The following is a 25,509-nucleotide window of genomic DNA, read 5'->3' as shown; positions in this document are numbered from 1 at the left end:
GCGGGGCGTCGCCGCCCGGACCGGTCAGGTCCGGGCGGCGACGCGTGCGCGCAGGTTGCGGAACTGGCGGGTCTGCATGACGAGGTGAGCGGGCTCCCCGAACAGCACGTCCGCGGGCCATGTGAGCACCCGCGGGCGGCTGCGGCCGCGCGTCCGCACCACAAGGCGGGTCGTACCGCCGGTGGCCGGTTCGAGGTGGAAACCCCAGATCCCGTCGATGTAGGCCCGGGGCAGCGGTTCGGAACCCGCGTCGAAGGGGAGGCCGGAGGGCAGTTCCAGCTCCGCGCGCAGCACCAGGGTCCGCTCCGGCACGAGGACCGCGACCGTGAACCAGGCCTTGCCGCTGGGGAGCGAGTCCAGGCGCCGGCCCTCGCGCAGATCCTGCCACTGGGGGGCGATGCGCTCCGCGCTCGGCCGCCCGCCGTTGTCCAGCCGGTCCCAGCTGTACCAGCCGCCCCGGTTGCAGCCCATCTGGACCAGCCAGGGCCAGACGTCCTCGGGCGGGGCCGGCAGGGTCGTGGCCATCGTCGAGGAGCCCTGGGCGTCGGGGACGAGCTCGTCGCCCGGGTAGGTCCGCTCGGCCTCCTCGCGGGTCGCTCCCCAGCTCAACACGCGCGGCCGTACCAGAAGGCCGTATCCGGCCAGTACGGCGGCCGCGCCGAGGGAGAGCCGCCACAACCGTGACTGGTACCCGCTCATGCCTTCAGCTTCGCACCTTCGCTTCCCCAGTACCACAGGGCGCGCGGACGCGGATGCCACCGGGGCCGGCCGATCGGCGCCCGCCGGCCGCCGCGGCATCGGAGGGGGCCGTCGGCGTGTCCTTCCGGGGCGGCGACTCCGTTCAGCGGATCTCGACGACCTCGTCGAAGGTCTTCGCGATCTCGTTGGCGCCGGCCTGGTTGGTGTGGATGTCCGGGCCCCGGTCCGTGTTGCACATCCAGGTGTAGTCGCAGACGGACTGCACGTTCGCGGGCATGTCGGTGTCGCTGTCCGGCGGAACGTCGAATTCGTCGGCGTTGAACGTCTGCTCGACGTCGGCGACCTCGACGCCGGCCTCCTCGTAGACGGAACGCAGGACGTCGTTCATCTCCAGCAGGGCATCGGTGGAGTACTCGGCGAGCTCCTCGTTGGAGGGCTCGTTCCGGTTGTCGTCGTCCTCGTCGTCGGTGACTTCCGCGTTCACGTTGTCCAACAGCAGCGCCGCCACGAACGGGTTGTAGTAGGTCATCCCGACGATCTGCACATCGGCTCCCGCCGCCTCGCGCAGGCGCGCGGCTATCTGCGGGATCTCCTCCTCCATGCGGTCCAGGCCCTCCTGCACGCACTCGGTGTCGAGGTCGGCGTCGACGTCGCCGTCCTGGTCGTAGGCGCACCCGGTGAAGTTGTTGCCGCCGATGTCCAGTGTCACCAGCGCGACCTGGCCGCCGTGCCGCTCCAGGAAGTTCTCGGCCGCGGCCAGTTGTGACCCCTCGTCGTAGTCGCAGCCCTCGCGACCGCCGGAGAGGAAGGTCGTGGTGTCCTCGCCGCCGCATCCCAGGCGCTTGTGGTCCAGGGTGGAATCGCGGTCGAACAGCCTGCGGTACAGGGCGTCGGTGTAGCCGTCCGAGGTTTCGCGCAGCTTCCCGTCGTCGTCGGGCTGGAGCCCCACGGAGAGGGAGTCGCCCAGTGAGAGGTAGTAGCGCTCACCCGTGCCGGCCTGGTCCTCCTCTTCCGCGGAGCAGCTCGACACCAGCAGCGTTGCCGCGACCGTCGCTATGGCGGCTCTCCAAGAAGTGTTCAAGTTTCTCCACTGTCCTGAGAAGGGGTTTCGCACACAGCGGTCAAGTCGTGGCGAAATGGACGGTGGAGGAAATATACCGTTCCCCGCCAGGTGAGTCAGGAACCCGGGTGGGTTGCGGACTCGTCGAGGGGGGAGAGGAGGGACCTCAGCAAGAAGGAGAGCCGCTCGCGGTCGGCCCTGCGCATCCCGCCCAGAATCGACTCCTCGTATTCGAGCAGGGCCGCCAGCGCCGCGTCCACCCGCTTTTGCCCTTCGTCGGAGAGGCGCACCAGCACCCCGCGCTTGTCGGCGGGGTCGGGGCGGCGCCGCACCAGGTCGGCGGCGGCGAGGCGGTCGATCCGGTTGGTCATCGTGCCCGACGTCACGAGTGTGGCCCGGAGCAGCCGTCCCGGACTCATCTCGTACGGTGGGCCCGAACGGCGCAGTTCGGCGAGCACGTCGAACTCCCACGGCTCCAACCCGTGCTCGGTGAACACCGTGCGGCGCGCGCGATCCAGGTGGCGCGCCAGCCGCGAGACCCGGCTGAGTACCTGCAGGGGCTCGACGTCGAGATCCGGTCGCTCCGTCCGCCAGGCCTCGACAAGCCCGTCAACCTCATCGCGCATACCTGTAGCATATCTCTTGATATCAAGAGAGTCGCCGGGGCGTGCCTGTTCCGCGCCTACTCGTGCTGGTGCTTGCGCTGCACGCTCTCCAACCGCGGCTTGGTCTCCAAGCTGGACAGGCCGTTCCACGCGAGGTTCACCAGATGCGCCGCGACCACCTCACGCTTGGGTTTGCGGACCTCCAGCCACCACTGACCGGTGAGCGCCACCATGCCCACGAGAGACTGCGCGTACAACGGCGCCAGTTTCGGGTCGTACCCGCGCTCCCTGAACTCCTCGGCAAGGATGTGCTCCACCTGCGTCGCGATGTCACTGATCAGACTCGCGAAACTGCCGGTTCCCGATGCGGCGTGGGAGTCGCGCGCGAGGATGCGGAAGCCCTGGCTGTTCTCCTCCACATACTGCAGCAGCGCGAGGGCGGCCTGCTCTATCTTGCCGCGGGCATGGTCGGCGGTCAGTGACTCGCCGACCATGCCCAGCAACGTATGCATCTCGCGGTCCACCACCACGGCGTAGATGCCCTCTTTGCCGCCGAAGTGCTCGTAGACCACAGGCTTGGAGACGCCCGCGCGTGCGGCGATCTCCTCGATCGAGGTGCCGTCGAAGCCGCGTTCGGCGAAGAGTTCACGACCGATGTCGAGAAGCTGCTCCCGGCGTTCCTTGCCGGTCATGCGTTTCCGGCTCGTCCGGGGTTTCTGCTCGCTCACGGCTCCCATTGTGGCCACTCACTCTAGATAGTGACGCGCTTGGCCGCCAGCCGCTCCGCGTTGGGCCAACGCACCTTGCTTGCCCATCCGAGTTTCTCGAACATCCAGATGACGCGGGCCGTGATGTCGATCTGCCCCTTGAGTACACCGTGGCGCGCGCAGGTCGGGTCGGCGTGGTGCAGGTTGTGCCATGATTCACCGAAGGACGGGATGGCCAGCCACCACACGTTGCGCGAGCGGTCGCGCACCTCGAAGTTCTCCTCGCCGATCGTGTGGCAGATGGAGTTGATCGACCAGGTGACGTGGTGCAGCAGCGCGACCCGGACCAGGCCCGCCCAGAAGAACGCCGTGAGCGCGCCCCACCACGACATCGTGATCAGGCCGCCGAGGAGGGCCGGGGCTCCCAGGGAGAACGCCACGAGCGGGATGAACATCGTGTCGACCCTGCGGATGTCCTTGTCCTTGAGCAGATCCGGGGCGAAGCGCTTCGGGGAGGTCTTCTGCTCGTCGAGGTAGAGCCAGGCCATGTGCGCGTAGTAGAGCCCCTTGGCGACGGAGCGCCAGTCGTCGCCGAAGCGCCACGGCGAGTGCGGGTCGCCCTCGGCGTCGGCGTACTTGTGGTGCCGCCGGTGGTCGGCCACCCATTTGATGACGCTGCCCTGGATCGCGAGGCTGCCGGCCACGGCCAGCGCGATGCGCAGCGGGCGGTTGGGCTTGAAGGAGCCGTGCGTGAAGCACCGGTGGTACCCGGCCGTGATACCGAGGCCGCTGATGACGTAGAAGACCGCGCCCAGAGCGATGTCGGTCCCGGTCAGCCCCCAGCCCCAGGCGAAGGGGACAGCGGCGGCCAAGGCGAGCAGGGGAATGAAGACGAAGGCGAAGACGGTGTAGCGCTCGGCCTTGCCCCGGCCTTCGGGGTCCACCTCCGGTTCTGGTCCACGTTTCGCCGGAGGGCCGGAATCGAGCGCGATCTCGGGTGCTGCGGTCATAGTCCCACCTAGTTCAAGAGGGCCGTGCGACTCGGAGGGTGCGACGCGGGGAGTGGCACTCCCATCACCCGACCGCTCGGCCTTCGCCATAACTTATACCTACGTAACCGTAACCTACGGAGACGTAGGTTTGACAAGTCGCAGCGCGGTCTTTCTGAAAAAAAGGGGGTCGGCCGTGGTCGCCGACCTCGGCGGCCGCATCCGTACGGGAAAGGGAAGGGGTCCGCAAGCCCCTCCGCGCCTTCGGCGGGGAGGCCCGAAGACCTCGGGGCGAGACCGGCGGGGTGGCAGGGAGGGTCGGCCGGTCACGTCGACCGAGATGACCCGCTGGCCGGATAGGCGCTATGTTGGTGCCCGGAACGACGGCGGTTCCACCGTCCGGTCGCCAGGAGGCCGGGGTGGAATGTCTGTTTTATTCCCGGGTGGTGTAATCGGCAGCATAGCGGACTTTGAATCCGTTGGTCCAGGTTCGAGCCCTGGCCCGGGAGCACTCGTGACCAGCGCGAAGGGCGGTCCGGCGGTGGACCCCGAGGCAGGGTCCGGGTGCGCGCCCGCCGGCCCGTTCCACTCATCGGACGCGGCGCGCCCTCTTCGGGCCCGCGGCGGGCAGGCGGCGACGTTGTCCTAAGCCTGCGATCCCCCGCATGTATGCTGCCCATGTCGGCCTCGGGAGACGTCTGTTCACACGCCCGGCCAGCGCTGTCCCCTTCGCCGACACGCCACGTCGACTCCACGGGGCAACCCGTCGCGCCGACCCACGAGCTGTTTTCCGTTTCCACCGCCAGCGACATGAGGAGTCTCCGCCAGTGAGCGCGAGCCGTCCGGCTGCCGTCATCGTCCTTGCAGCGGGCGAGGGCACCCGAATGAAGTCCAGGCTTCCCAAGGTTCTCCACGAGATCTGCGGCCGCAGCATGCTGGGCCACGTCCTGGCCGCGGCAGAAGAACTCCGGCCCGAGCGCACCGTGGTGGTCGTCGGCCACGGGCGCGACCGCGTGACGCAGCATCTCAAGGACACCACTCCCGGGGTGAGCACCGCCGTACAGGAGCAGCAGAAAGGCACCGGCCACGCCGTTCGCATGGCCGTCGAGGAACTGCGGGCGCAGGGCGTCGACCTCTCCGGCACGGTGGTCCTCACCTACGGCGACACGCCGCTGCTGCGGGGCGAGACCCTCTCCGACCTCGCGAGCGCGCACGAGGCCGCGGGCAACGCCGTCACGGTGCTCTCCGCCAGGGTCCCCGACCCCGCCGGCTACGGCAGGATCGTCCGTGACGCCTCCGGGGCCTTCGTCGGGATCGTCGAGCACGCCGACGCCACCGAGGAGCAGCGGGCGGTCGACGAGATCAACTCCGGTATGTACGCCTTCGACGGAGCGCACCTGGCCGACGTCGTCGACCGGCTGTCGACGGACAACGCCAAGGGGGAGGAGTACATCACCGATGCGGCCGCGATCCTGCGCGGCGACGGCCACCGGGTCGACGCCACCGTGGCCCGCGACTGGGTGGAGATCCAGGGCGTCAACGACAGGGTGCAGCTCGCCGAGGCACGTCGGCTGCTCAACGACCGGCTGCTCACCGGGCATATGCGCGAGGGGGTCACGGTCGTCGATCCCGCCACGACTTGGGTCGATACCGGGGTCCGGATCGGGCGCGACACCGTCATCGAACCGCAGACGCAGCTTCGGGGCCGCACCGCCATCGGCGAAGGAGCCCGCGTGGGGCCCGGGGCGCTGCTGGCCGACACCACGGTCGGCGACGACGCGGTGGTCCGGCACCTCGTCGCCGAAGAGGCGGAGATCGGCTCCGGCGTGAGCGTCGGCCCCTACGCCTACCTGCGTCCCGGCGCGGCACTCGACAACGGGTCCAAGGTCGGCACCTTCGTCGAGGTGAAGAACTCCACCATCGGGAAGGGCTCCAAGGTCCCGCATCTGACCTACGTCGGTGACGCCGACATAGGGCAGGGGGTGAACGTCGGCGCGTCCTCGGTGTTCGTCAACTACGACGGGGTCACCAAGAACCGGACCACTATCGGGGACCATGCCCGGACCGGCAGCGACAACATGTTCGTCGCTCCTGTGAACGTTGGAGACGGCGCCTATACGGGTGCCGGGACCGTGGTGCGCGAAGACGTCCCCCCCGGCGCACTCGCGGTTTCCAGCGGCGCGCAGCGCAACATCGAGGGATGGGTGAGCCGGAAGCGCCCCGGATCGGCTGCGGCGGAGGCCGCGCAGCGGGCACTCCAAGGGGGAGACGCGGACAGCGCCGGCAAGGCGGATGATCAGTGACTGTGGGGGAACTCAAAGTGACCGGCATGAAGGCCGCGGGTCAGAAGAAGCTCATGCTGTTCTCGGGGCGCACGCACCCCGAGCTGGCCGAACAGGTGGCCGAGCAGCTCGGTATCGAGGTCGCGCCGACGAAGTTCCAGGACTTCGCCAACGGCGAGATCTATGTGCGCTACCTGGAGTCGGTGCGCGGATGTGACGCGTTCGTCCTGCAGAGCCACTCCGAGCCGATCAACCAGTCCGTGATGGAGCAGCTCATCATGGTGGACGCGTTGAAGCGCGCGTCGGCCAAGCGCATCACCGTGGTGACGCCGTTCCTCGGCTACGCCCGGCAGGACAAGAAGCACCTGGGGCGCGAGCCGATCTCGGCGCGGCTGATGACGGACCTGTTCCGCACAGCGGGCGCCAACCGGCTGATGTCGATCGATCTGCACACCGATCAGATCCAGGGGTATTTCGACGGTCCGGTGGACCACCTGTTCGCGCTGCCGCTCCTGGCCGACTACATCAAGAGCCGGGTGAGCGGTCTGGGAGCGACCGTGGTGTCGCCGGACGCCGGGCGGGTGCGCACCGCCGACCGGTGGGCCGACCGGCTGGGCCTCCCGCTGGCGATCATCCACAAGCGCCGCGATCCGGACGTGGCCCACCAGGTCAAGGTGCACGAGGTCGTCGGTGATGTCGAGGGGCGCACCTGCATCCTGGTCGATGACATGATCGACACTGCGGGCACGATCGTGAAGGCCGCCGACGCGCTGGTCGAGCAGGGGGCGAGCGATGTCATCGCCGCGGCGACGCACGGTGTGCTGTCCGGCCCGGCGCCGGAGCGCCTGCAGAAGTCGCAGATCTCCGAGGTCGTCATCACCAACTCGTTACCGGTCGCGGAGGAGCGCCGGTTCGACAAGCTGACGCAGCTCTCGATCGCTCCGCTGCTGGCCCGCGCGATCAGCGAGGTCTTCAGCGACGGCTCGGTGACGAGCCTCTTCGAGCCGAAGTGAGCACCGGCAGCGGGCCGGTACCGGCCCGCTGCCGGGGAGAATGTTCGGAGGCGTCGGCAGAGCCATTAGACTGGGTCGGGTATCCCCGCGTCCGCCGGGCTGCGTGTGCCGCCATGGGCCCGGACCGAATGGCTGCGTGGACCAGGAGTATCCGGCGAATGCTTCCGGATCGGCCGGGCCGAGACGGTTCGCCGGATGCGGCTGGCCACGGCACAGTTGTGTTCGCCGGCTTGGCGGGGTGGTCCCGTAGTTTCCTCGCTGAGGCGGGGATGAATCGTTGTGTTCCTCGCTCAGGCGGGGATGATCCCGAGGAGTTTTGTCGTGTCCGAGGTACGCATCGCTGCCGAGCCGCGCACGGAATTCGGCAAGGGCGCCGCGCGACGCGCCCGCCGCGCGGGTAGGGTGCCGGCCGTCCTCTACGGCCACGGCACCGACCCTCGCCACATCACCGTTGACGGCCACGAGATGATGATGGCCCTGAAGACGCCGAACGTGCTGCTGCGCATCGACGGCCTCAAGGGCAAGGACAACCTGTGCCTGCCGAAGGACGTGCAGCGCGACTCCATCAAGGGGTTTCTGGAGCACGTCGACCTGCTCGTCGTCAAGAAGGGCGAGAAGGTCACCGTCGAGATCCCGGTGACCCTCACCGGTGAGATCGCCCCCGGCGGTGTGCTCAACCAGGAGCTGACCCAGGTCGAGGTCGAGGCCGAAGCCACCCACATCCCCGAGGGCGTGGAGGTCGACGTCGAGGGGATCGAGGTCGGTACGCATGTCACCGCCGCCGACCTGAAGCTGCCCGGCGGTACCGAACTGGTGAGCGACCCCGAAACACTGGTCCTCACGATCGCCGCTGAGCGGACCGAGGAAGAGGTCGAGGCCGAGCTCGGCGAGTCCGTCGAGGAGGCCGAGGAGCCGGTCGCCGAAGCGGCGGAGGAGAAGTCCGAGGCCTCTGAGTAGCCTCCGCAGTCCTTTCGGATAAGGATTCAGCACCGATGCGTGGTCTCCTGCAGCGCTGGTTGGGAGACCGCGCGTCTGTGTCTGGGAGGGGATCGGAGAGCGGAGAAGGGGACGCGAGCGTGGACCGCTGGCTGATCGTGGGCTTGGGCAACCCCGGTCCCAAGTACGCGGGGAACCGGCACAACGTGGGTTTCATGGTCGCCGATGTTCTCGCCGGACGGTCCGGCGTCCGCTGGAAATCGCACAAGGCCCACGCCGAGGTCGCCGAGACCCGGATCGAGGGGGTCCCGGCGGTGCTGGCCAAGCCGCGATCCTTCATGAACCTCTCCGGCGGCCCGGTGGCCGGGCTGAGCAGTTTCTACAAGGTGCCCCTGGAGCGGATCGTGGTCGTCCACGACGACCTCGACATCGCCTTCGGCGCGTTGAAGCTGAAGCGCGGCGGCGGGACCGGGGGGCACAACGGCCTGCGTTCGATCAACAAGTCCCTCTCGGGGCCCGATTACGTCCGGCTGCGGTTCGGGGTGGGCCGCCCACCGGGCCGCATGGACGCCGCGACCTACGTCTTGAAGGACTTCTCCTCGGCGGAGCGGAAAGAGCTCGATCTGGACATCGAGCGCGCGGCCGACGCCGCGCAGACCGTGCTGACCGATGGACTGGAGAAGGCGCAGCACGTGTACCACACGGCGCAGTAGGCCGGCGCGCCGTGCGGGACCGCGGATCTGTGGTGTTGCCCACGCCTGTGCCGCTCCGCCGGGTACTGCGATATCGCCGGCGCAGGCGGCTGCGCCAATGGCGCAGTACGGGTAAGGGCATGCGCGGGGGAACGTGGTGGGGTGGCCGGTCCCGGCGCGCTCGCGGTGCCGCCCCGTCCAAGGGCAGGCTGAGCCCGCGCGCCGCGCGTTTCGTATCATGGTTGCGGACGCGGATGTGCTCAGGACGGTGCGGCGCCTCCGCCACGAGCACAACGGCGTGCTGCCGTGCGGGGATCTCCGGATCACCTTCGTCGGTGCCCGTCCGCGCCGCCGTTCGCGCGACGGGTTCCCTCGGTCGTCCGGTACACCGCGGATGCGCGCACCCCTGGCCGGCCTCCTGATTGCCCGAGGAGGTCGCCGGGTCGCCCGTTGGCGGCTGGTGGACGCGACCGGCGTGACGAGACCACAACGAGCGGGCGGCGCGACCTCTCATGGGAGGAATCCGTCCGTTCGGGCCCACGTTACGTGGAAAACTGGTTCCCTGTCGTGGACGTCCAGATTCTGTGGAAGACGCGGTCCGTGGTGATCTGTGGGGCGGGAGCATACTGAGTCCGGTGAACAGCATTCGAAACGATCATGAAGTGGCGCGCGACCTCGCGACGGAGGCGGGCCAGCACCTGCTGCGCCTCCGCGCCCGACAAGGCTTGGAGGAGCCCGAGGTACTCCGCACGCTCGGGGACCGAACCTCGCATGAGTTCCTCTTCTCCGCGCTGGGCCGGCTCCGGCCGAGCGACGCCGTGCTCTCGGAGGAGGGCGCCGATGACAGCGCGCGGCTGGGCGCACGGCGGGTGTGGATCATCGATCCGCTCGACGGTACCCGGGAGTTCGCCGAGACCGACCGGACCGACTGGGCGGTGCACGTCGCCCTCTGGGAGGACGGCGAGCTGACCGCCGGCGCGGTCGCCCTGCCGGCGCAGGGCAGCACACTGTCGACGGTCGATCCGCCGTGGCTGCCGGAGGAGAGGCCCTCGGGGCAGCGGTTGCGGATCACCACCAGCCGAACCCGGCCCCCGGAGTTCGTGCAGCGGATGGCGACGCAGCTCGGTGCGGAAGTGGTCCCCCTGGGGTCGGCGGGCGCGAAGATCTGCGCGGTGATGCTCGGGATCGCCGACATCTACGTGCACGCGGGAGGGCAGTTCGAGTGGGACAGCGCCGCGCCGGTGGCCGTCGCGAAGGCGGCAGGTCTGCACACGTCCAGGATCGACGGCGCAAAGCTGACCTACAACGAGGCGGACCCGTCGCTACCGGATATCCTTGTATGCCGACCGGAATTGTCGAGTACGTTGTTGGCGAGTATCCGCGACGTCGCGGATCGGAACAGCGCGGGCCCACACACGGGAGGCTGACCGCAGCCCCCGCTGGTGTGCGGAACACGAGCGTGAGGCGGGGTTCATGAGTCAGGTTGGTCAGTCGGCGCTCGGGCGGTATCAGCTCTCTCAGCTCGATTTCCTCGAAGCCGAAGCGATCTTCATTATGCGCGAGGTGGCCGCGGAGTTCGAGCGGCCGGTGCTGCTCTTCTCCGGAGGCAAGGACTCCATCGTCATGCTCCGTCTCGCGGAGAAGGCGTTCTGGCCGGGAGCGATCCCGTTCCCCGTGATGCACGTCGACACGGGCCACAACTTCCCGGAGGTCATGGAGTTCCGGGATCGCCGTGTGGCCGAGGCGGGCGTGCGGTTGATCGTGGCGTCGGTGCAGGAGCAGATCGACGCCGGAAAGGTCACCGAGCCCACGGGCCGCTGGGCGAGCCGCAACCGGCTGCAGACCGCGGCCCTGCTGGAGGCCATCGAGGAGTACGGTTTCGACGCGGCGTTCGGCGGCGCCCGGCGGGACGAGGAGAAGGCCCGGGCCAAGGAGCGGATCTTCTCGTTCCGTGACGAGTTCGGCCAGTGGGACCCCAAGGCGCAGCGCCCCGAGCTGTGGAACGTGTTCAACACCCGGACCGAGCGCGGCGAGCACATCCGGGTGTTCCCGCTGTCGAACTGGACCGAGCTGGACGTGTGGGGCTACATCGCGCGCGAAGGCCTGGACCTGCCCGCCATCTACTTCTCCCACTCGCGCCAGGTGTTCGAGCGCGACGGCATCCTGCTCGCCGACACCCCCTACATCTCCCGGGGTGAGGACGAGGCGGTCTTCGAGACGACGGTCCGCTACCGCACGGTCGGCGACATGACCTGCACGGGGGCGGTTCGCTCCACCGCCACCGAGATCGGCGACATCATCGCCGAGATCGCGGCCACCCGCATCACCGAGCGCGGCCAGACCCGCGCCGACGACCGCTCCAGTGAAGCGGCCATGGAGGACCGCAAGCGCGAAGGGTACTTCTGACCGCCGCCTCCGGCCACCCCCGTCCGCCCTCAGACCCTTTGGACCACCTGCACATGAGTACTGACATCCTGCGGCTCGCCACGGCCGGCTCCGTCGACGACGGAAAGAGCACCCTGATAGGTCGGCTCCTCTACGACTCCAAGTCCATCTTCGAAGACCAGCTCGACGCCGTGGAGCGCACCAGTCAGGACCGCGGCGAGGAGCAGACGAACCTGGCACTGCTCACCGACGGGCTGCGCGCCGAGCGCGAGCAGGGCATCACCATCGACGTGGCCTACCGCTACTTCGCCACGCCGCGCCGGACGTTCATCATCGCCGACACCCCCGGCCACGTGCAGTACACGCGCAACATGGTGACGGGCGCCTCGACGTCCGACCTGGCGATCATCCTGGTCGACGCGCGTAAGGGGCTGCAGGAGCAGAGCCGCCGGCACGCGTTCCTGACCACACTGCTGCAGGTGCGGCACCTGGTGATGGCCGTCAACAAGATGGACCTCGTCGACTACTCCGAGGAGCGGTTCGAGGAGATCAAGCAGGAGTTCTCGGACTTCGCCGCGAAGCTGGACGTGGGGGACCTGACGTTCGTCCCGATCTCGGCGCTGCACGGCGACAACGTCGTCGACCGTTCGATGAACATGCCCTGGTACGAGGGCCCGTCGCTGCTGCACCACCTGGAGAACGTGCACATCGCCTCCGACCGCAACCTCATCGACGTGCGTTTCCCGGTGCAGTACGTGATCCGGCCGCAGAAGTCGGCCGACCCCGAGCTGCACGACTTCCGGGGCTACGCCGGCCAGGTGACGGGCGGTGTCCTCAAGCCCGGCGACGAGATCACGCACCTGCCGTCCGGGCTGAACAGCCGCATTTCCACGATCGTCACCGCTGACGGCGAGGTGAGCGAGGCTTTCCCGCCGATGTCGGTCACCCTGCTGCTCGAGGACGACATCGACATCTCCCGGGGCGACATGCTCTGCCGGCCGAACAACAAACCGAGCACCGCGCAGAACATCGACGCGATGGTGTGCTGGATGGCGGAGAGCAGGAAGCTGACACCGCGCTCCAAGCTGCTCGTCAAGCACACCACACGCACCGCGAAGGTCATGGTGCGCGACCTCCTCTACCGGCTGGACGTCAACACGCTGCACCGCGATGAGGAGGCGGAGCACCTGGAGCTGAACGAGATCGGCCGGGTCACGCTGCGGTCGGCCCAGCCGCTGTTCGCCGACGAGTACAAGAAGAACCGGCTGACCGGCGGCTTCATCCTGATCGACGAGGGCACGAACCAGACGGTCGGCGCGGGGATGATCCTCGGAGCGGAATGAGCGGTCCCGGCGCCGCCGGGTGAGCCGCCCGCCGGCCGGTCGGGCCCGCTCCGGCCTTTGTCCGCGGGGTCGGCAGCCTGACTTCCGTCCGGGCTGTCAGATTCCCCGGCCCCGTTTGTGGAGTGCGCGTACGATCCGGTCCGCGGACAGCCCGCAGACAACGGCCAGCGCGAGGTAGGCGCGGGCCTCGGTAGGGCGGGCCCGCAGCGCCGCCAGCGCCCATTCCAGGGCCGCTCCGCGCCGCCCCGACGCGGCCTCGGCGAAGGCGATCTTCCCGGAGATCCGCGCGAGACCGCGTGGCACCAGCCGGAACTCCGGGTACTGGGAGAGCAGCCACCGCAGTGCGGTGGAGATCGTCTGCCACCGGCCGCCGGAGTGCGACCTGTGGTGCCACAATACGCGCACCCCGGCTTCGGGGATGTTCCGGATGGGGGCGCGCCGGGCCAGGCGCAGCAGCAGCTCGTAGTTCTCGCCGTAGCTGCCCGGAATGTCCTCGCTCACCGGGCCGCAGCCGTGCACCATGGCGTCGCGCCGGATGAGGAACGTCGAGGGGTGCAGATCCGCCACCCGGGAGCTGAGAAGGTCGGCGAAGGTGACGCTGGTGCGGTACAGGACACGCTCGGCTTCGCTTCGGTCGTAGATGACCCGGACGCCGCAGCAGACCACCTCCGTGTCCGGCTCGGCGCGCATCACGTCGACCTGGCTGCGGAGCTTGTGCGGGAGCCAACTGTCATCGTCGTCGCAGAAGGCCACCAGTTCGGTCCACGAGGCGAGCACACCGGTGTTGCGGGCCCCGGCCAGTCCCGGTGTCAGAGTGTTGCCGAGGATCCGCACGGGGCGCTCCTCGGAGTCGTCGGCGAGGGTGTGGTCGGGGTCGTCGTTGTCGTAGACGAGCAGGGTGATGATCCTGCCCGGGTAGTCCTGGTCCACGATGGAACGAAGGGTGCGCCGGAGCAGACCGGGCCGGTCCCGGGTGGCGACGATGACGGTCACCTCGGGCCAGTCGTCGTCCGCCGGCAGACGCACGGGACCGGGAAGCGGACGCTCTTCGGAAGCGGTCGGGGCGAGGAGGTCGATGAGGTCGCCCGCGTGGCGGGCGACAGCCGCCGTCGTCTCGTCGGGGTCCCCGGCGAGACGGAAGTCGCCGGGCTGGGCGAGCGCCTTGTCGAGCGTGGCCGTGAGCTGCTGGAAGCTGGCACACGAATAGACCATGCCGGAGGAGTCCAGTCGCGCCACGAAGCGCGGCTGGTGGTTCTCGGTGTGCTCGCCGAGTTCGGCGTCGCGCGCGACGGCGATCGGCAGATGTCCGGTCTGGCGTGTTTCGGCGATGGTCGCCGGACCGCCGTGCGTCACCACCGCCGCGGCCTGGCGCATGAGGGAACGCAGCCGGTTCTGCTCGATGAAGTCCTCCCCACGGACCGCGGACGGCGCTCGGCTGTACCCGTGCTGCACCAGGAAGCGGACCTCCGGATGCTCCGCGGCATAGGCGTCGATCCAGTCGATCAGCCGGGTGAACGGGTGGTCGTTGGTGCCGATCGTGACCAGGACGAATGGGCGTTCCTCGGCAGCGCTCCGGCGGGTCTTGGGACTCTCAACATCTGTCAAAGCAGTGGTCCTACGGTGATGGCCGCCGGCATGAACTCCCGCTGCTCCTCCCATTGGGCGAGGAACAGCCGGGTGAAGGGCCGGCACAGCCGAGCGGTCAGGGTCGGGGTGTCGATGCGGTCGTAGACCTCGATGTAGACGGTGGGCACGCGCATCAGCCAGGCCACGATGAAGAACGGCAGGGCGACACCCGCCCCGGTGGAGATGACCACGGCGGGGCGGCAGCGGGCGAGGACCCGTACCGCCAGCACCGTGTTGCGCAGCAGGTTGCGGACATGGCGGGTGGTCGGATGGTGCGCCCAGCACACCTCTTCGTCCTTGAGGAGCTCCGCGGCGTCAGGTGTCGGGAAGCTGATCCAGGCGCGATTCCGCCGCTTCCACCAGGGGCGCAGCGACCACAACTGCGCCAGGTGGCCGCCATCGGAGGCGACGAGGAGGATCGGCGGTGCAGACATGGAGCCATGATTGCATAACCGAAGGTTATTTTACCGTCACCTCTTGTTATGTCGCGAAGAGGTTGCGGTGAAACGGCCGGACCGCGGGTCCGGCCGGAGGAGTACGCGCGGGCGCCCGATCGGTCAGCAGGTGCGCGGCGCTTCGTGCGCCGCGCGTTCCTCCAGCCCCGCGAGGGCCGGAAGCAGCCAGTCGTCGACCGCGGCCAGCTGCCCGCTGGCATCCGCCTGCCGATCGTGCAGGTAGCGGGTCGCCAGATCGATGAGGTAAAGGGCCATGACCGTCGAGACCGCGTCGGGCCGCAGGCCGGCACCGGTGACAAGCGGGTCGCGCAGCAGGCGGGCGCCACTCTCCAACCACCGGTGCACGCCGGGGTGCACCCCGGTCTGGACGCATTCGTTCAGTTCGTAATGGAGCGCGTCGAAACCGATCGGTACCTCAAGTGCCAGCCGCTCCCAGTCCCACACGAAGGCGCGGCGCGCCGTGCTCGCGATGTTCCACCGGGTCAGGTCGCCGTGCCAGGCGCCGAACGGTACCCGGACATCGGGGAGCCGTTCGAGCGCGGCGCACAGGGCCGGGGCTTCCGGGCGCCCGCCCAGCGCGCTGATCCGGTTGATCAGGGTCCGGCGGTACGGGCTGTGGGACAGTCGGCGCTCGCGGACCGTCTCCAGGTTGCAGATCTCCAGGACGCAGCGCAGGAGTTGCCGGCGTGTGGGCCTGTCGGTCTGGTCGCCGACGGGAAGCGCCTCCTGCACGAGAAGGGGATGGCCGTTCCAGTCCCCGGCGTGGAGCAGCCGAGGGGTGGTGACGCCGCGCAGCCGCACTTCGGCGAGACGCTGCAGCGCCTGCGTCTCCGCCCGTACCAGTCGCGAGGTCAGCTCGTTGACGCCGATCTTGGCGTAGCCCACTGTGCGGCCGGCGGGAGTCAGCAGGAGCAGGACGGGTTTCCGGTTGGCGCGCGGCGGGCCGATGTGGATGGCGATCACCACTTCCCGGTCCAGCGCTGCCGACAGGGCGTGTTCGATGGTGCGGCCCGCCCCCACGTGCAGCCGGTCGCGCAGCAGCAATGGGGCCAGGCCGCTGGCGAACGCCGTGGTCAGTACGGTCGTTCGGAGCCGCTCCCGGAAGGAGTGACGAGGGGCGAACGCCGAGATCCCGCGTACCGCCGCGTAGCGGTTGGCGACCGGGAGGATCACCCGCGGATTGTGCGCCGAGGGAACCGGGAGGTACTCGCGCACCCTGCTGCCGCGGAGTCCGGGGACGACAGCGGCGTTCCGGGGAAGGCCGCTGTCGCCGCCCCGCCCCATGAGCCCGCCGCATGGCCAGAGCACCTCGGCGAGGTCGGTCAGGTAGGTGGTTTCGCCGTTCACCGTCTGACACCCCCAACCTCCCTCGCCGAGGCCGCGCCCCCTTCGGCGGAAGGCCGCCGGAGCGGTGCGGCGGCCAACGGCGCCGTGAGCACGACGTGGCGGAACACGCACCGGAGGAGCGGCGGAAGAGCACGGGAACCGCCGCGGCCGCGGGCGGTGCGCACCAGCCCGAACCGCCCGCTGTTGCACGCCGTCCGACCGCCGTGTCCGGAACGGTTCCCCGCCGAGCGGGCGGCGACGGAGGAAGGAATGCCCAGCATGTCCCGAGTCGTTCCCCACCCCAGGACCGGCGACGCCTCCGCCGCGCTCACAGCGGCAGCGCTGGCAGCGGCCCGGCCACCCGGCGGCGCAGCGCGTCCGTGCAGTCGCTGAGCATCGGTCCGGAGGCGGTGTCCACGGGCCACGATCCTTTCCGCGACTACCACTGGGCATAAAACTTAGATAACCAAGGGTAGTGGTTCTGGGGGTGTCAAAGGCTGAGCGCAACGGGTATTTTCCGCAGCCCCGTAAAGCGGCCACGCCGCTGCGTTCCCTGACGCTCTCCGGCACGAGCGGTCCGTGCACCGAGTACGGGACAGGTCCCCGAGGAGGGTGTCAGCCTTCCGCCGCTGGCTTCCTCGGCTCGAACAGCGCCTCGACGAGATCGGTGCACCACTTCAGCAGTTCCAGGTCGCGCAGTGGCTTACCGCCCAGCCCTCCGGCCTTGGGGACCGGAACCAGCAGGGTTTTGGCCGGCTCCTTGTAGACCGCCTTGGGATAGAGCCGCCGCAGCCGCAACTGCTGGGACTCGCGCAGTTCCACCGGAGAGAAGCGGATCTGGCTGCCCTGGAGCACGACATCGGTCAGCCCTGCGGCCTTGGCCAGCACCCGGAACCGGGCCACCGCGAGCAGGTTGTCCACCGGCTGCGGCGGCGGACCGTACCGGTCGTTCAGCTCCTCGTACGCCGCCGCGATGTCCTCGTCGCCCGTGACACTCGCGATCCGCTTGTAGGACTGCAGCCGCAGCCGCTCACCGGGGACGTAGTCGTGCGGGATGTGGGCGTCGATGGGTAGCTCGACCTTGGTCTCGGTGTCTTCGGCGGCCTCCGGATCGCCCTTCAGCTCGCGGACGGCCTCGCCGACCATTCGCACGTACAGGTCGAATCCGACCCCCGCGATGCTCCCGGACTGCTCGGCGCCGAGGATGTTGCCCGCGCCGCGGATCTCCAGGTCCTTCATCGCCACATACATGCCCGCGCCGGTCTCGGTGTGCTGGGCGACCGTGGCCAGCCGCTCATGGGCGGTCTCGGTCAGCGGTTTCTCGGGCGGGTAGAGGAAGTAGGCGTAGGCTCGTTCGCGTCCCCGGCCGACCCGGCCACGCAGCTGGTGCAGTTGGGACAGGCCATAGGTGTCGGCGCGGTCCACGATCAGCGTGTTGGCGTTGGGCACGTCGAGACCGGACTCCACGATCGTGGTGCACACCAGGACGTCGAAGTTCTTCTCCCAGAAATCCACCATGACCCGTTCGAGCTGGTGCTCGTTCATCTGCCGTGCGCGTAGGCGACCCGCGCCTCGGGGACGAGCCGGCTCACCGTCGCGGCGACCTTCTCGATCGAGGCGACCCGGTTGTGCACGAAGAACACCTGGCCCTCGCGCAGCAGTTCGCGCCGGATGGCGGCGGTGATCTGCTTCTCGTCGTAGGGCCCGACGAACGTCAGCACCGGGTGGCGCTCCTCGGGCGGTGTGAGGATCGTGGTCATCTCGCGGATGCCGGTGAGCCCCATCTCCAGTGTCCGCGGGATCGGGGTCGCCGACATCGCCAGCACATCGACCTGGGTGCGCAGCCGTTTCAGCGCCTCCTTGTGTTCGACACCGAACCGCTGCTCCTCGTCGATGATCACCAGCCCCAGGTTCTTGAACTTGGTCTCGGTGGAGAGCAGTCGGTGAGTGCCGATCACGATGTCGATCTCGCCTGTGCGCAGCCCCTCGCGGGTCAGCTCCACCTCGCTGTCGGTCTGGAACCGGGACAGCGGCTTGACCGTGACCGGGAACGAGGCGTAGCGCTCGGAGAACGTGGACAGGTGCTGCTGCACGAGCAGGGTCGTGGGGACCAGCACCGCGACCTGCTTGCCGTCCTGGACCGCTTTGAACGCGGCACGCACCGCCACCTCGGTCTTGCCGTAGCCGACGTCTCCGCAGATCAACCGGTCCATCGGGGTGGGCTGCCCCATGTCGCGCTTGACCTCTTCGATCGCCGCCAGCTGGTCGGGCGTCTCCATGTAGGGGAAGGCGTCCTCCAGCTCGTGCTGCCAGGGGGTGTCCGACCCGAACGCGTACCCCGGCGACGCCTGCCGGGCCGAATACAGCCGGATCAGGTCGCCGGCGATCTCCCGGACGGCTTTGCGGGCCCGGCTCTTCGTTTTCGTCCACTCGGCCCCGCCCATCTTGGACAGGGTGGGGGCCTCGCCCCCCACATAGCGCGTGACCTCGTCGAGCTGGTCGGTGGGGACGAACAGGCGGTCACCGGGCTGGCCGCGTTTGCTCGCCGCGTACTCGATGACCAGGTACTCGCGTGTGGCGCCCTGGATGGTGCGGCTCACCATCTCGATGTAGCGGCCGACCCCGTGCTGCTCGTGCACCACGTAGTCGCCCGGCTTGAGCTGCAGCGGGTCGATGGTGCCGCGGCGCCGGCTGGGCATCCGGCGCATGTCGCGGGTGGATGTCTTCTGCCCGGCGAGGTCGGTCTCGGTGAGGACAGCGGTGCGCACCGACCGCCACACGAAACCGTGGTCGATCATCCCGGTGGTGACGGTCGCGATGGCGGGGGCGGGCGGCGAGGTGAGCCCTTCGCGCAGCTGAGCGCCGAGCCCGGCGTCGCGCAGCATCGAGACCAGCCGCTCGGCCGGGCCGTGGCCCTGGGTGAGCAGCACAACGCGCCACTCCTCGTGCAGCCACGCCTTGATGTCGGTCAGCGCGCGCTCGGTGTCGCCGCGGTAGGTGTCGGCCGCGACGGCGCCGAGCTTGACGGAGTTGTCCTCCTCGGCGTCCTCGGAAAGCCCGGCGCCGAACGGTGTGATCGTCCACCAGGGCAGGCCGTGCTCCCGGGCGTCGGAACGGACCTCGGCGATGGACCGGTAGGCCGACGCGCCCAGATCGATGGGGGCCTCACCGCCGGAGGCCGCGTTGATCCAGGAGGCGTCGAGGAACTCCCGGCTGGTCGCCTGGAGCTCGACAGCGCGGGTCCGGATACGTTCCGGATCGCAGCCGACGATGTAGGCGTCCCGGGGGAGGTAGCTGAGGAAGGACTCCATGCTGTCGGCGAGCACCGGCGCGAACGCTCCATGCCCTCGACCGGGACGCCCTCGGCGAGCTTGCCGAGGATGTCGGCGAGCGAGGGGTGCTCCTCGGTGAGCGCACGCGCGCGCTCGCGCGCTGCTGGGGTGAGCAGCAGCTCCCGGCAGGGCGGGGCGAAGAGGCCGGAGCCGGTGTCGGGGCGCCCCTCACCGCGCTCGGGGATGGAACGCTGATCAGCCACCTGGAAGTACCGGATCTCCTCGACCTGGTCCCCCCAGAACTCCAGGCGCAGCGGATGCTCCTCGGTGGGAGGGAAGACGTCCAGGATGCCGCCGCGCACTGCGAGGTCGCCGCGCTTCTCCACCAGGTCGGTCCGGGCGTAGCCGGCGCCGACCAGAGCCTCCACGACCTCTTCGAGCGCGATTTCGTCGCCCGGCCGGATGCGGACCGGCCTGAGGTCGCCCAGCCCGGCGACCAGGGGCTGCAACACGCTGCGTACCGGGGCCACGATGACGCGCAGCGGCGCTGTCAGCGGGTCGTCCGGGTCGGGGTGGGCCAGCCGGCGCAGCACCGCCAGCCGCTGTCCCACGGTGTCGGAGCGTGGCGACAGCCGCTCGTGCGGCAACGTCTCCCAGGCGGGGAAGTGCGCGACGGAGTTCCCCGGGAGCAGCGACCCGAGGGCCTCGGCCAGGTCGGATGCCTCACGCTCCGTCGCGGTGACGGCCAGGACCGGACGGCCGGCGCCCGCGGGCGCATCGGCGGCCAGGGCGGCGACCAGTACCGGACGCAGCGCCGGGGGCGCGACAAGGTCGAGGTGGGGGTCGTGACCGTCGCGGGCGGTCTCGATCGCTTGGTTGAGTGCCGGGTCGTCGGCGACGACGCCAAGAAGTCCAGAGAGGCTCATATCACCAAAAAAGAGGTACCAATGGTCCGGTGAGTTTCGACGCGCAGGGCTGGATTGGCGGGCTCCCTGTCTCCAAGCCTACGCCGGGGGCCGGACCGCGGAGGCACAGACCGCCCGAACGCGGGTGGCGCGGGCGGACGGTCCCGACCACCTTGCGCAACGCCGAACGGCTCCCGGCTGTTCCCGGAACCGGGAAAACCCCGCCGCGGCGGGGAGGACGGGCCGCCGCGGCGGCGAGCACCGGCCACATACGCTGTTCAACGACGGTGGCAGTCACCAAATGCGGAGGCCGGAATTGAGCGCCAGCAGGGAGCACAACGGGCCGGAGGAGAGCGGTGAGGCGGTTCCGGAGTTCACTCCCGACCCCACCGCGCTGGCCCACCTGGAACTCATCCTCAGCGGCGCCTACCCTCTCGCGGGTTTCATGAACTCGGAGGAAACCGCTTCGGTGGCCAAGCACGGGCGGCTGCCCGACGGCACACCGTGGCCGGTACCGGTCACCCTCCCTGTTCCCGGCGAGCTCGCCGACGCCGAACGCGTGGTACTCACCGACCCCGAGGGCGCGCCCCTTGCCGAGCTGGAGGTGAGGCAGCGCTGGTGGTCGGACGGCGCCGCGGGTCCGCGGGGCCGGACCGGTGGCCGGGCGGAGCCGGGGTACGGGCACCGCCTGGCCGGAGAGGTCCGGTTCTCCCGCCCGCCGATGCACGGCGCTCTCCGTCACATGCGGCTGCTTCCCGCCGAGGCGCGCGGGCAGCGCGAGATCGGCGGGTTCGCCGACCGCCCGCTGCTGGCGGTCGTCACCGGGCGCCCCCTCCACCACGGCGCCCTGCACCAGATCCGCGCCGCGGCCGAGGAGATCGACGACGCCGGCCGGGCCGAGGTGCTGGTGCTCATCGACATCCCGCTGGACGACGAGGGCATGGCCCCGGTGATCATGGCTGCGGAGCCGCTGCTGCCGTCGCGTACCCGGTTCGTGGCGATCACCCTGCCCAAGGGAGAGGCAGCGGAGGACGCCGCGCTGTCGCCCTGCCGGGACGACCTGCTCGCCGCGCACGTGGCGCAGGCCTACGGTGCCACACACGTGCTCCTCCCGCGGGCTCCCGGCCGGCCCGCGCCGGAAACGGCCCCGAACACGGCCGGCGCCCCGATCCCCGTCCTGCGTCCCTCGCCGTGGCGATACGACGCCCGAGAGGGCATGTGGCGCCCCGCCGATCAGGTGGATCCCGACCGCGCCGAACCCGAGCCCGACGACGGCGAGGTCGCGGAGATGCTCGCGCTCGGCCGGGAGTTGCCGGCCTGGTTCGTCCCGCCGCGTGTCGCGGCCGAACTGGCCCGGCTCCGCCCGGCGCGTACCCGGCGCGGCCTCGCGGTGTTCTTCACCGGGTTGTCGGGTTCCGGCAAGTCCACGGTCGCGAGGGGCGTGGCCGAGGGGGTGCGCCGTTCCGGCCGCACGGTCACCCTGCTCGACGGCGACGTCGTTCGGCGGATGCTCTCCGCCGGCCTCACGTTCTCCAAAGCCGACCGCGACCTGAACATCCGCCGTATCGGATATGTCGCCTCCGAGATCACCCGGCACGGCGGTGTCGCGATCTGCGCCCCCATCGCACCCTACGCCGCCACGCGCGCCGAGGTGCGCGCTATGGTCGAGGAGAACGGCGACTTCTTCCTGGTGCACGTGGCGACCCCGCTGGAGGTGTGCGAGGCGCGCGACCGCAAGGGCCTCTACGCCAGGGCGCGCGCCGGAGAGATCCCGGAGTTCACCGGGATCTCCGACCCCTATGAAGCGCCGGGGGACGCCGATCTGGAACTGGACACCAGCGGTGCCGCCGAAGAGGAGTCCGTCGCCGATGTGCTCGCCGCGCTGCGCGCCGGCGGCTGGCTGCCTTCCGCCCCCTCCTGACGCGCCGTGCCCACTGACCCGAAACCGTACGTCTACCGCTTGGAAGAGCCCATGAGTGAAGACCGCCCCGCCACCGGTCACCGCCTCCTCGACCTCGTGCGGGTAATGGATGTCCTGCGGCGCCGATGCCCATGGGACGCCGAGCAGACGCACGAGTCGCTCGCCGGCTACCTGCTGCAGGAGGCCTACGAGACGATCGAGGCCATCGAGGAGGGCGACCACCAGGCCCTCCGCGAGGAACTGGGCGATGTCCTGCTCCAGGTGGTGTTCCACGCACGCGTCGCCGAGGAGCGCGGGGCGGAGGGGTTCACGATCGACGATGTGGCCGGCGCCATTGTCGACAAGCTCACCCGGCGGCACCCGCACGTTTTCGTCGAGACCGCGGTCGAAGGCACCGAGGACGTCCGCGCCAACTGGGAGACCATCAAGCCGCCGAGCGCGCCGAGAAGGGGCGGCGGGACCCCTCCGTTCTGGACGGCGTCCCGTTCGGCCAGCCCGCGGCCCTGCTCAGCTACGAACTGCAGAAACGCGCGGTGAGCAACGGGGTGCCCGAGGATCTCATCGCCGACGACGGGGCGGCCGGCGGGGAGCTGTTCGCCGCGATCGACGCCGAGCGCCGCCGTAACGCCGACCCGGAGATGGACCTGCGGGCCGCCGCCCGCCGGTTCGACCGCCGGGTCCGCGAGGCCGAGGCCAAGGCCCTGGCCGACGGCCGTGATCCCCGTTCGCTCACACCCGAGCAGTGGCGCGAGTACTGGGGCTGAGGTGCGGCGTGTCGCCATACCCGGCACGGGCCGACGAGCCCCTCAGCGGGCGGCGGGCTCGGGCTCGGACGCGCGTTCCGCCTCGCGGTCGAGCCGGTGGGCGCGCCAGGAGACGCCGACGGCGGTGATCCACGCGAGGACGACGGCCCCGTAGACGGCATAGGCGCCGGCGGGGCCGACCGGGAGCACCGCGCTGTCGACCAGTACGCGGGTGTTGGTCAGGATGATCAGGCCGCCGACCAAGGCGCCCAGCATGCGCGGCGGGACGGCCCGGGCGAGCCACGCCGCGGCGGGCGCGGCCAGCACGCCGCCGAGCAGCATCACCAGTACCCAGTGGAAGTTGATGCCGCCGAGCCCCAGACCGAGCGCGAAGCCCGCGCTGCCCGCGACCACCACCGCGAACTCGGCGACGCTGATCGAGCCGATGACCCTGCGCGGCTCCAGCCTCCCGCTGGCCAGCAGGGCGGTCGTGCCCACGGGGCCCCATCCGCCGCCGCCGGTGGAGTTCATGAACCCGGCGACCAGGCCGAGTGGTGTGAGGAAGCCGGCGCGCAGTGGTTTGCCGAGCGCGCCGCGCGGCATCCCCCGCACGGTGAACCGCAGCAGGAGGTAGACCCCGAGGCCCAGCAGGATGGTCGACATCAGCGGTCCGGCGGCTTCGGTGGACAGCCGGCTCAGCAGGAGCGCGCCGACGAACGCACCGATGGCGCCGGGCACCGCGATCCGCGGGGCGACCTTCCAGTCCACGTTGCCGAACCGCCAGTGCGCGAACCCGGAGACGAACTGCGACCCCACCTGGGAGAGGTTGACGGTGGCCGAGGCCAGCGCCGGACTGGTCCCGATCAGGAGCAGGAAGGTGGTGGAGGTGACGCCGTAGCCCATGCCGAGGCCGCTGTTGATGAGTTGGGCGAGAAACCCGACGATGCCGAGGATGACCAGGGATTGCATCGGACGGGTTCCTCCTCTTTACCGACTTATTTAGTGGGAATAGTAGGTGAAGGGGGAGGCAGGTTCAAGCGCGCCAGCTCACGGCCGCAGTCCCGGATCTGTGCCGCCCTGGAGCGCGCTCGGCCATGGGAAGGGCGGCGGTCGGGGGAGACCGCGCGGCGCCCGGGTCGCTAGGCTCGGAACCGGTTCACCAAGATGTCCGTGACGGTCCGTGCCACAGCGCGGTGTCACACCTTCGCCAACCAGGACCGGCGCGCACCGCGGGCCGGGGCAGACGCGAGAAATGGAGTACAACGTTGTCGTCGATCGAGGCAGTGCAGGCGAGGGAGATCCTCGATTCCCGTGGTAACCCGACGGTGGAGGTCGAGGTCCTGCTCGACGACGGGACGAACGCCCGTGCGGCCGTCCCCAGCGGTGCGTCCACGGGCCGGTTCGAGGCGGTGGAGCTGCGTGACGGCGGCGACCGCTACGGGGGCAAGGGTGTCGAGAAGGCGGTGACCGCGGTCAACGACGAGATCGCCGACGAACTCCTGGGGTTCGCCCCCGAGGAACAGCGGCTGATCGACCGCGCTCTCATCGACCTGGACGGCACCCCCGGCAAGTCGAGGATCGGCGCGAACGCCATTCTCGGATCCTCGCTCGCGGTGGCGCGCGCCGCGGCCGAGAGCGCCGCTCTCCCGCTGTTCCGCTACATGGGCGGCCCCAATGCCCACGTGCTGCCGGTGCCGATGATGAACATCCTGAACGGCGGTGCGCACGCCGACACTAACGTCGACATCCAGGAGTTCATGATCGCCCCGATCGGGGCGGCCGGGTTCCGCGAGGCCGTCCGCTGGGGCGCCGAGGTCTACCAGGCCCTCAAGGCGGTGCTGAAGGCGCACGGCCTGGGGACCGGCGTCGGCGATGAGGGCGGCTTCGCCCCGAACCTGGAGAGCAACCGCGCCGCGCTGGACCTCATCATCGAGGCGATCGAGAAGGCGGGCTACACACCGGGGCGCGACATCGCGCTCGCTCTGGACGTCGCGGCGAGCGAGTTCCACGAGGAGGGCGTCTACCGGTTCGAGGGCACGACCCGTACCGCCGAGGAGATGGCGGCCTACTACGGTGAGCTGCTCGACGCCTACCCGCTCGTCTCGATCGAGGACCCCCTCGACGAGGACGACTGGGAGGGCTGGAAGAAGCTGACCGACACCATCGGGAAGCGGGTCCAGCTCGTCGGCGACGACCTGTTCGTCACCAACCCGGAGCGGCTGCAGCGCGGAATCACCGAGGGCGTCGCCAACTCGTTGCTGGTCAAGGTCAACCAGATCGGTACGCTCACCGAGACCCTCGACGCCGTGGCCCTCGCCCAGCGCAGCGGCTACACCGCGATGATCAGCCACCGCTCCGGGGAGACCGAGGACACCACGATCGCCGATATCGCGGTCGCGACCAACGCCGGCCAGATCAAGACGGGCGCCCCGGCCCGCAGCGAGCGCGTCGCCAAGTACAACCAGTTGCTCCGGATCGAGGAGGAACTGGAGGATGCCGCGATATACGCCGGCGTGTCGGCCTTTCCGCGTTTCCGGTCGCGGGACTAGG

18 protein-coding genes, 1 tRNA gene and 2 pseudogenes are annotated in these 25,509 nt (G+C 69.8%); 11 read left to right on the top strand and 10 right to left on the bottom strand.

What is annotated here, in order from left to right:
* Positions 1 to 24: 24 nt before the first annotated feature.
* From VS93_RS05745 to VS93_RS05725, 5 genes are all read right to left on the bottom strand, one after another.
* Positions 25 to 699 carry a hypothetical protein gene (locus VS93_RS05745; protein ID WP_046468966.1) on the bottom strand — a complete coding sequence of 225 codons (675 nt, stop codon included), beginning with the start codon at positions 697 to 699 and terminating at the stop codon, positions 25 to 27.
* 142 nt (positions 700 to 841) lie between these two features.
* Complete coding sequence (locus tag VS93_RS05740) at positions 842 to 1,780, bottom strand: GDSL-type esterase/lipase family protein (protein WP_052745557.1); 939 nt, start codon at positions 1,778 to 1,780, stop codon at positions 842 to 844.
* Between the two features lie 95 nt (positions 1,781 to 1,875).
* Positions 1,876 to 2,385, bottom strand: a complete 510-nt coding sequence (locus VS93_RS05735) for a MarR family winged helix-turn-helix transcriptional regulator (RefSeq protein WP_046468965.1) — start codon at positions 2,383 to 2,385, stop codon at positions 1,876 to 1,878.
* A gap of 56 nt (positions 2,386 to 2,441) precedes the next feature.
* Positions 2,442 to 3,101: a TetR/AcrR family transcriptional regulator gene (locus VS93_RS05730; RefSeq protein ID WP_046468964.1), complete on the bottom strand. Its 660-nt coding sequence runs from the start codon at positions 3,099 to 3,101 to the stop codon at positions 2,442 to 2,444.
* 14 nt (positions 3,102 to 3,115) lie between these two features.
* On the bottom strand, positions 3,116 to 4,081 hold the full coding sequence (locus VS93_RS05725) for an acyl-CoA desaturase (RefSeq protein ID WP_046468963.1): 966 nt from the start codon (positions 4,079 to 4,081) through the stop codon (positions 3,116 to 3,118).
* Between the two features lie 416 nt (positions 4,082 to 4,497).
* On the opposite strand from VS93_RS05725, the gene VS93_RS05720 reads away from it, so the two are divergent.
* The 8 genes from VS93_RS05720 to cysN all read left to right on the top strand — a co-directional run bounded on the left by VS93_RS05720 (position 4,498) and on the right by cysN (position 12,711).
* A tRNA-Gln gene (locus VS93_RS05720) sits at positions 4,498 to 4,569 on the top strand.
* A 318-nt stretch (positions 4,570 to 4,887) separates the two neighbouring features.
* Positions 4,888 to 6,363: a bifunctional UDP-N-acetylglucosamine diphosphorylase/glucosamine-1-phosphate N-acetyltransferase GlmU gene (gene glmU / locus VS93_RS05715; RefSeq protein WP_046468962.1), complete on the top strand. Its 1,476-nt coding sequence runs from the start codon at positions 4,888 to 4,890 to the stop codon at positions 6,361 to 6,363.
* 17 nt (positions 6,364 to 6,380) lie between these two features.
* A complete protein-coding gene (locus VS93_RS05710) occupies positions 6,381 to 7,355 on the top strand; it encodes a ribose-phosphate diphosphokinase (protein ID WP_046468994.1) in 975 nt (324 codons plus the stop codon).
* Positions 7,356 to 7,676: 321 nt separating this feature from the next.
* Positions 7,677 to 8,312, top strand: coding sequence for a 50S ribosomal protein L25/general stress protein Ctc (locus VS93_RS05705; RefSeq protein WP_046468961.1), 636 nt, complete (start codon positions 7,677 to 7,679; stop codon positions 8,310 to 8,312).
* Between the two features lie 35 nt (positions 8,313 to 8,347).
* The gene (gene pth / locus VS93_RS05700) at positions 8,348 to 9,004 is read left to right on the top strand and encodes an aminoacyl-tRNA hydrolase (protein WP_046468960.1); all 657 of its coding nucleotides are present in this window, start codon (positions 8,348 to 8,350) and stop codon (positions 9,002 to 9,004) included.
* A 614-nt stretch (positions 9,005 to 9,618) separates the two neighbouring features.
* Positions 9,619 to 10,410 (top strand): 3'(2'),5'-bisphosphate nucleotidase CysQ, encoded by a 792-nt coding sequence (locus tag VS93_RS05695; protein ID WP_046468993.1) that lies wholly within the window; start codon positions 9,619 to 9,621, stop codon positions 10,408 to 10,410.
* 46 nt (positions 10,411 to 10,456) lie between these two features.
* The gene (cysD, locus tag VS93_RS05690; protein ID WP_046468959.1) at positions 10,457 to 11,389 is read left to right on the top strand and encodes a sulfate adenylyltransferase subunit CysD; all 933 of its coding nucleotides are present in this window, start codon (positions 10,457 to 10,459) and stop codon (positions 11,387 to 11,389) included.
* A 53-nt stretch (positions 11,390 to 11,442) separates the two neighbouring features.
* On the top strand, positions 11,443 to 12,711 hold the full coding sequence (cysN, locus tag VS93_RS05685; RefSeq protein ID WP_046468958.1) for a sulfate adenylyltransferase subunit CysN: 1,269 nt from the start codon (positions 11,443 to 11,445) through the stop codon (positions 12,709 to 12,711).
* 96 nt (positions 12,712 to 12,807) lie between these two features.
* On the opposite strand, the gene VS93_RS05680 is transcribed toward cysN, so the two are convergent.
* The 4 genes and pseudogenes from VS93_RS05680 to mfd all read right to left on the bottom strand — a co-directional run bounded on the left by VS93_RS05680 (position 12,808) and on the right by mfd (position 20,316).
* A complete protein-coding gene (locus VS93_RS05680) occupies positions 12,808 to 14,316 on the bottom strand; it encodes a glycosyltransferase (protein ID WP_046468957.1) in 1,509 nt (502 codons plus the stop codon).
* Entirely contained in the window at positions 14,313 to 14,771 is a 459-nt protein-coding gene (locus VS93_RS05675) for a glycosyltransferase family protein (RefSeq protein WP_046468956.1), read from the bottom strand. The genes VS93_RS05680 and VS93_RS05675 overlap by 4 nt, the downstream gene beginning before the upstream one ends.
* A 123-nt stretch (positions 14,772 to 14,894) precedes the next feature.
* On the bottom strand, positions 14,895 to 16,139 hold the full coding sequence (locus VS93_RS05670; protein WP_046468955.1) for a phosphotransferase: 1,245 nt from the start codon (positions 16,137 to 16,139) through the stop codon (positions 14,895 to 14,897).
* 594 nt (positions 16,140 to 16,733) lie between these two features.
* Positions 16,734 to 20,316 (bottom strand): annotated as a pseudogene (gene mfd / locus VS93_RS05660) (transcription-repair coupling factor).
* Between the two features lie 280 nt (positions 20,317 to 20,596).
* On the opposite strand from mfd, the gene cysC reads away from it, so the two are divergent.
* Both cysC and VS93_RS05650 read left to right on the top strand, forming a co-directional pair.
* Positions 20,597 to 22,216 (top strand): adenylyl-sulfate kinase, encoded by a 1,620-nt coding sequence (gene cysC, locus VS93_RS05655; RefSeq protein ID WP_046468953.1) that lies wholly within the window; start codon positions 20,597 to 20,599, stop codon positions 22,214 to 22,216.
* A gap of 51 nt (positions 22,217 to 22,267) precedes the next feature.
* Positions 22,268 to 22,980: pseudogene (locus tag VS93_RS05650) on the top strand (MazG family protein).
* A gap of 42 nt (positions 22,981 to 23,022) precedes the next feature.
* Here the strand turns inward: VS93_RS05650 and VS93_RS05645 are convergent.
* On the bottom strand, positions 23,023 to 23,928 hold the full coding sequence (locus tag VS93_RS05645) for a sulfite exporter TauE/SafE family protein (protein ID WP_046468952.1): 906 nt from the start codon (positions 23,926 to 23,928) through the stop codon (positions 23,023 to 23,025).
* Positions 23,929 to 24,224: 296 nt separating this feature from the next.
* On the opposite strand from VS93_RS05645, the gene eno reads away from it, so the two are divergent.
* Positions 24,225 to 25,508 (top strand): phosphopyruvate hydratase, encoded by a 1,284-nt coding sequence (gene eno, locus VS93_RS05640; RefSeq protein ID WP_046468951.1) that lies wholly within the window; start codon positions 24,225 to 24,227, stop codon positions 25,506 to 25,508.
* Position 25,509 lies beyond the last annotated feature (1 nt).

The organism is Allosalinactinospora lopnorensis (assembly GCF_000981225.1).
GTDB lineage: Bacteria > Actinomycetota > Actinomycetes > Streptosporangiales > Streptosporangiaceae > Allosalinactinospora > Allosalinactinospora lopnorensis.
The sequence above is the reverse complement of the archived record's forward strand: the minus strand, read 5'-3'. Positions and strand labels throughout refer to the sequence as shown.

Bases quoted from the DNA above. Each gene is read 5' to 3' on its own strand.
- VS93_RS05745 (WP_046468966.1), bottom strand. From the start codon at position 699: ATGAGCGGGTACCAGTCACGGTTGTGGCGGCTCTCCCTCGGCGCGGCC.
- VS93_RS05735 (WP_046468965.1), bottom strand. From the start codon at position 2,385: ATGCGCGATGAGGTTGACGGGCTTGTCGAGGCCTGGCGGACGGAGCGA.
- VS93_RS05730 (WP_046468964.1), bottom strand. From the start codon at position 3,101: ATGGGAGCCGTGAGCGAGCAGAAACCCCGGACGAGCCGGAAACGCATG.
- VS93_RS05725 (WP_046468963.1), bottom strand. From the start codon at position 4,081: ATGACCGCAGCACCCGAGATCGCGCTCGATTCCGGCCCTCCGGCGAAA.
- pth (WP_046468960.1), top strand. From the start codon at position 8,348: ATGCGTGGTCTCCTGCAGCGCTGGTTGGGAGACCGCGCGTCTGTGTCT.
- cysD (WP_046468959.1), top strand. From the start codon at position 10,457: ATGAGTCAGGTTGGTCAGTCGGCGCTCGGGCGGTATCAGCTCTCTCAG.
- cysN (WP_046468958.1), top strand. From the start codon at position 11,443: ATGAGTACTGACATCCTGCGGCTCGCCACGGCCGGCTCCGTCGACGAC.
- VS93_RS05675 (WP_046468956.1), bottom strand. From the start codon at position 14,771: ATGTCTGCACCGCCGATCCTCCTCGTCGCCTCCGATGGCGGCCACCTG.
- cysC (WP_046468953.1), top strand. From the start codon at position 20,597: ATGCGGAGGCCGGAATTGAGCGCCAGCAGGGAGCACAACGGGCCGGAG.
- VS93_RS05645 (WP_046468952.1), bottom strand. From the start codon at position 23,928: ATGCAATCCCTGGTCATCCTCGGCATCGTCGGGTTTCTCGCCCAACTC.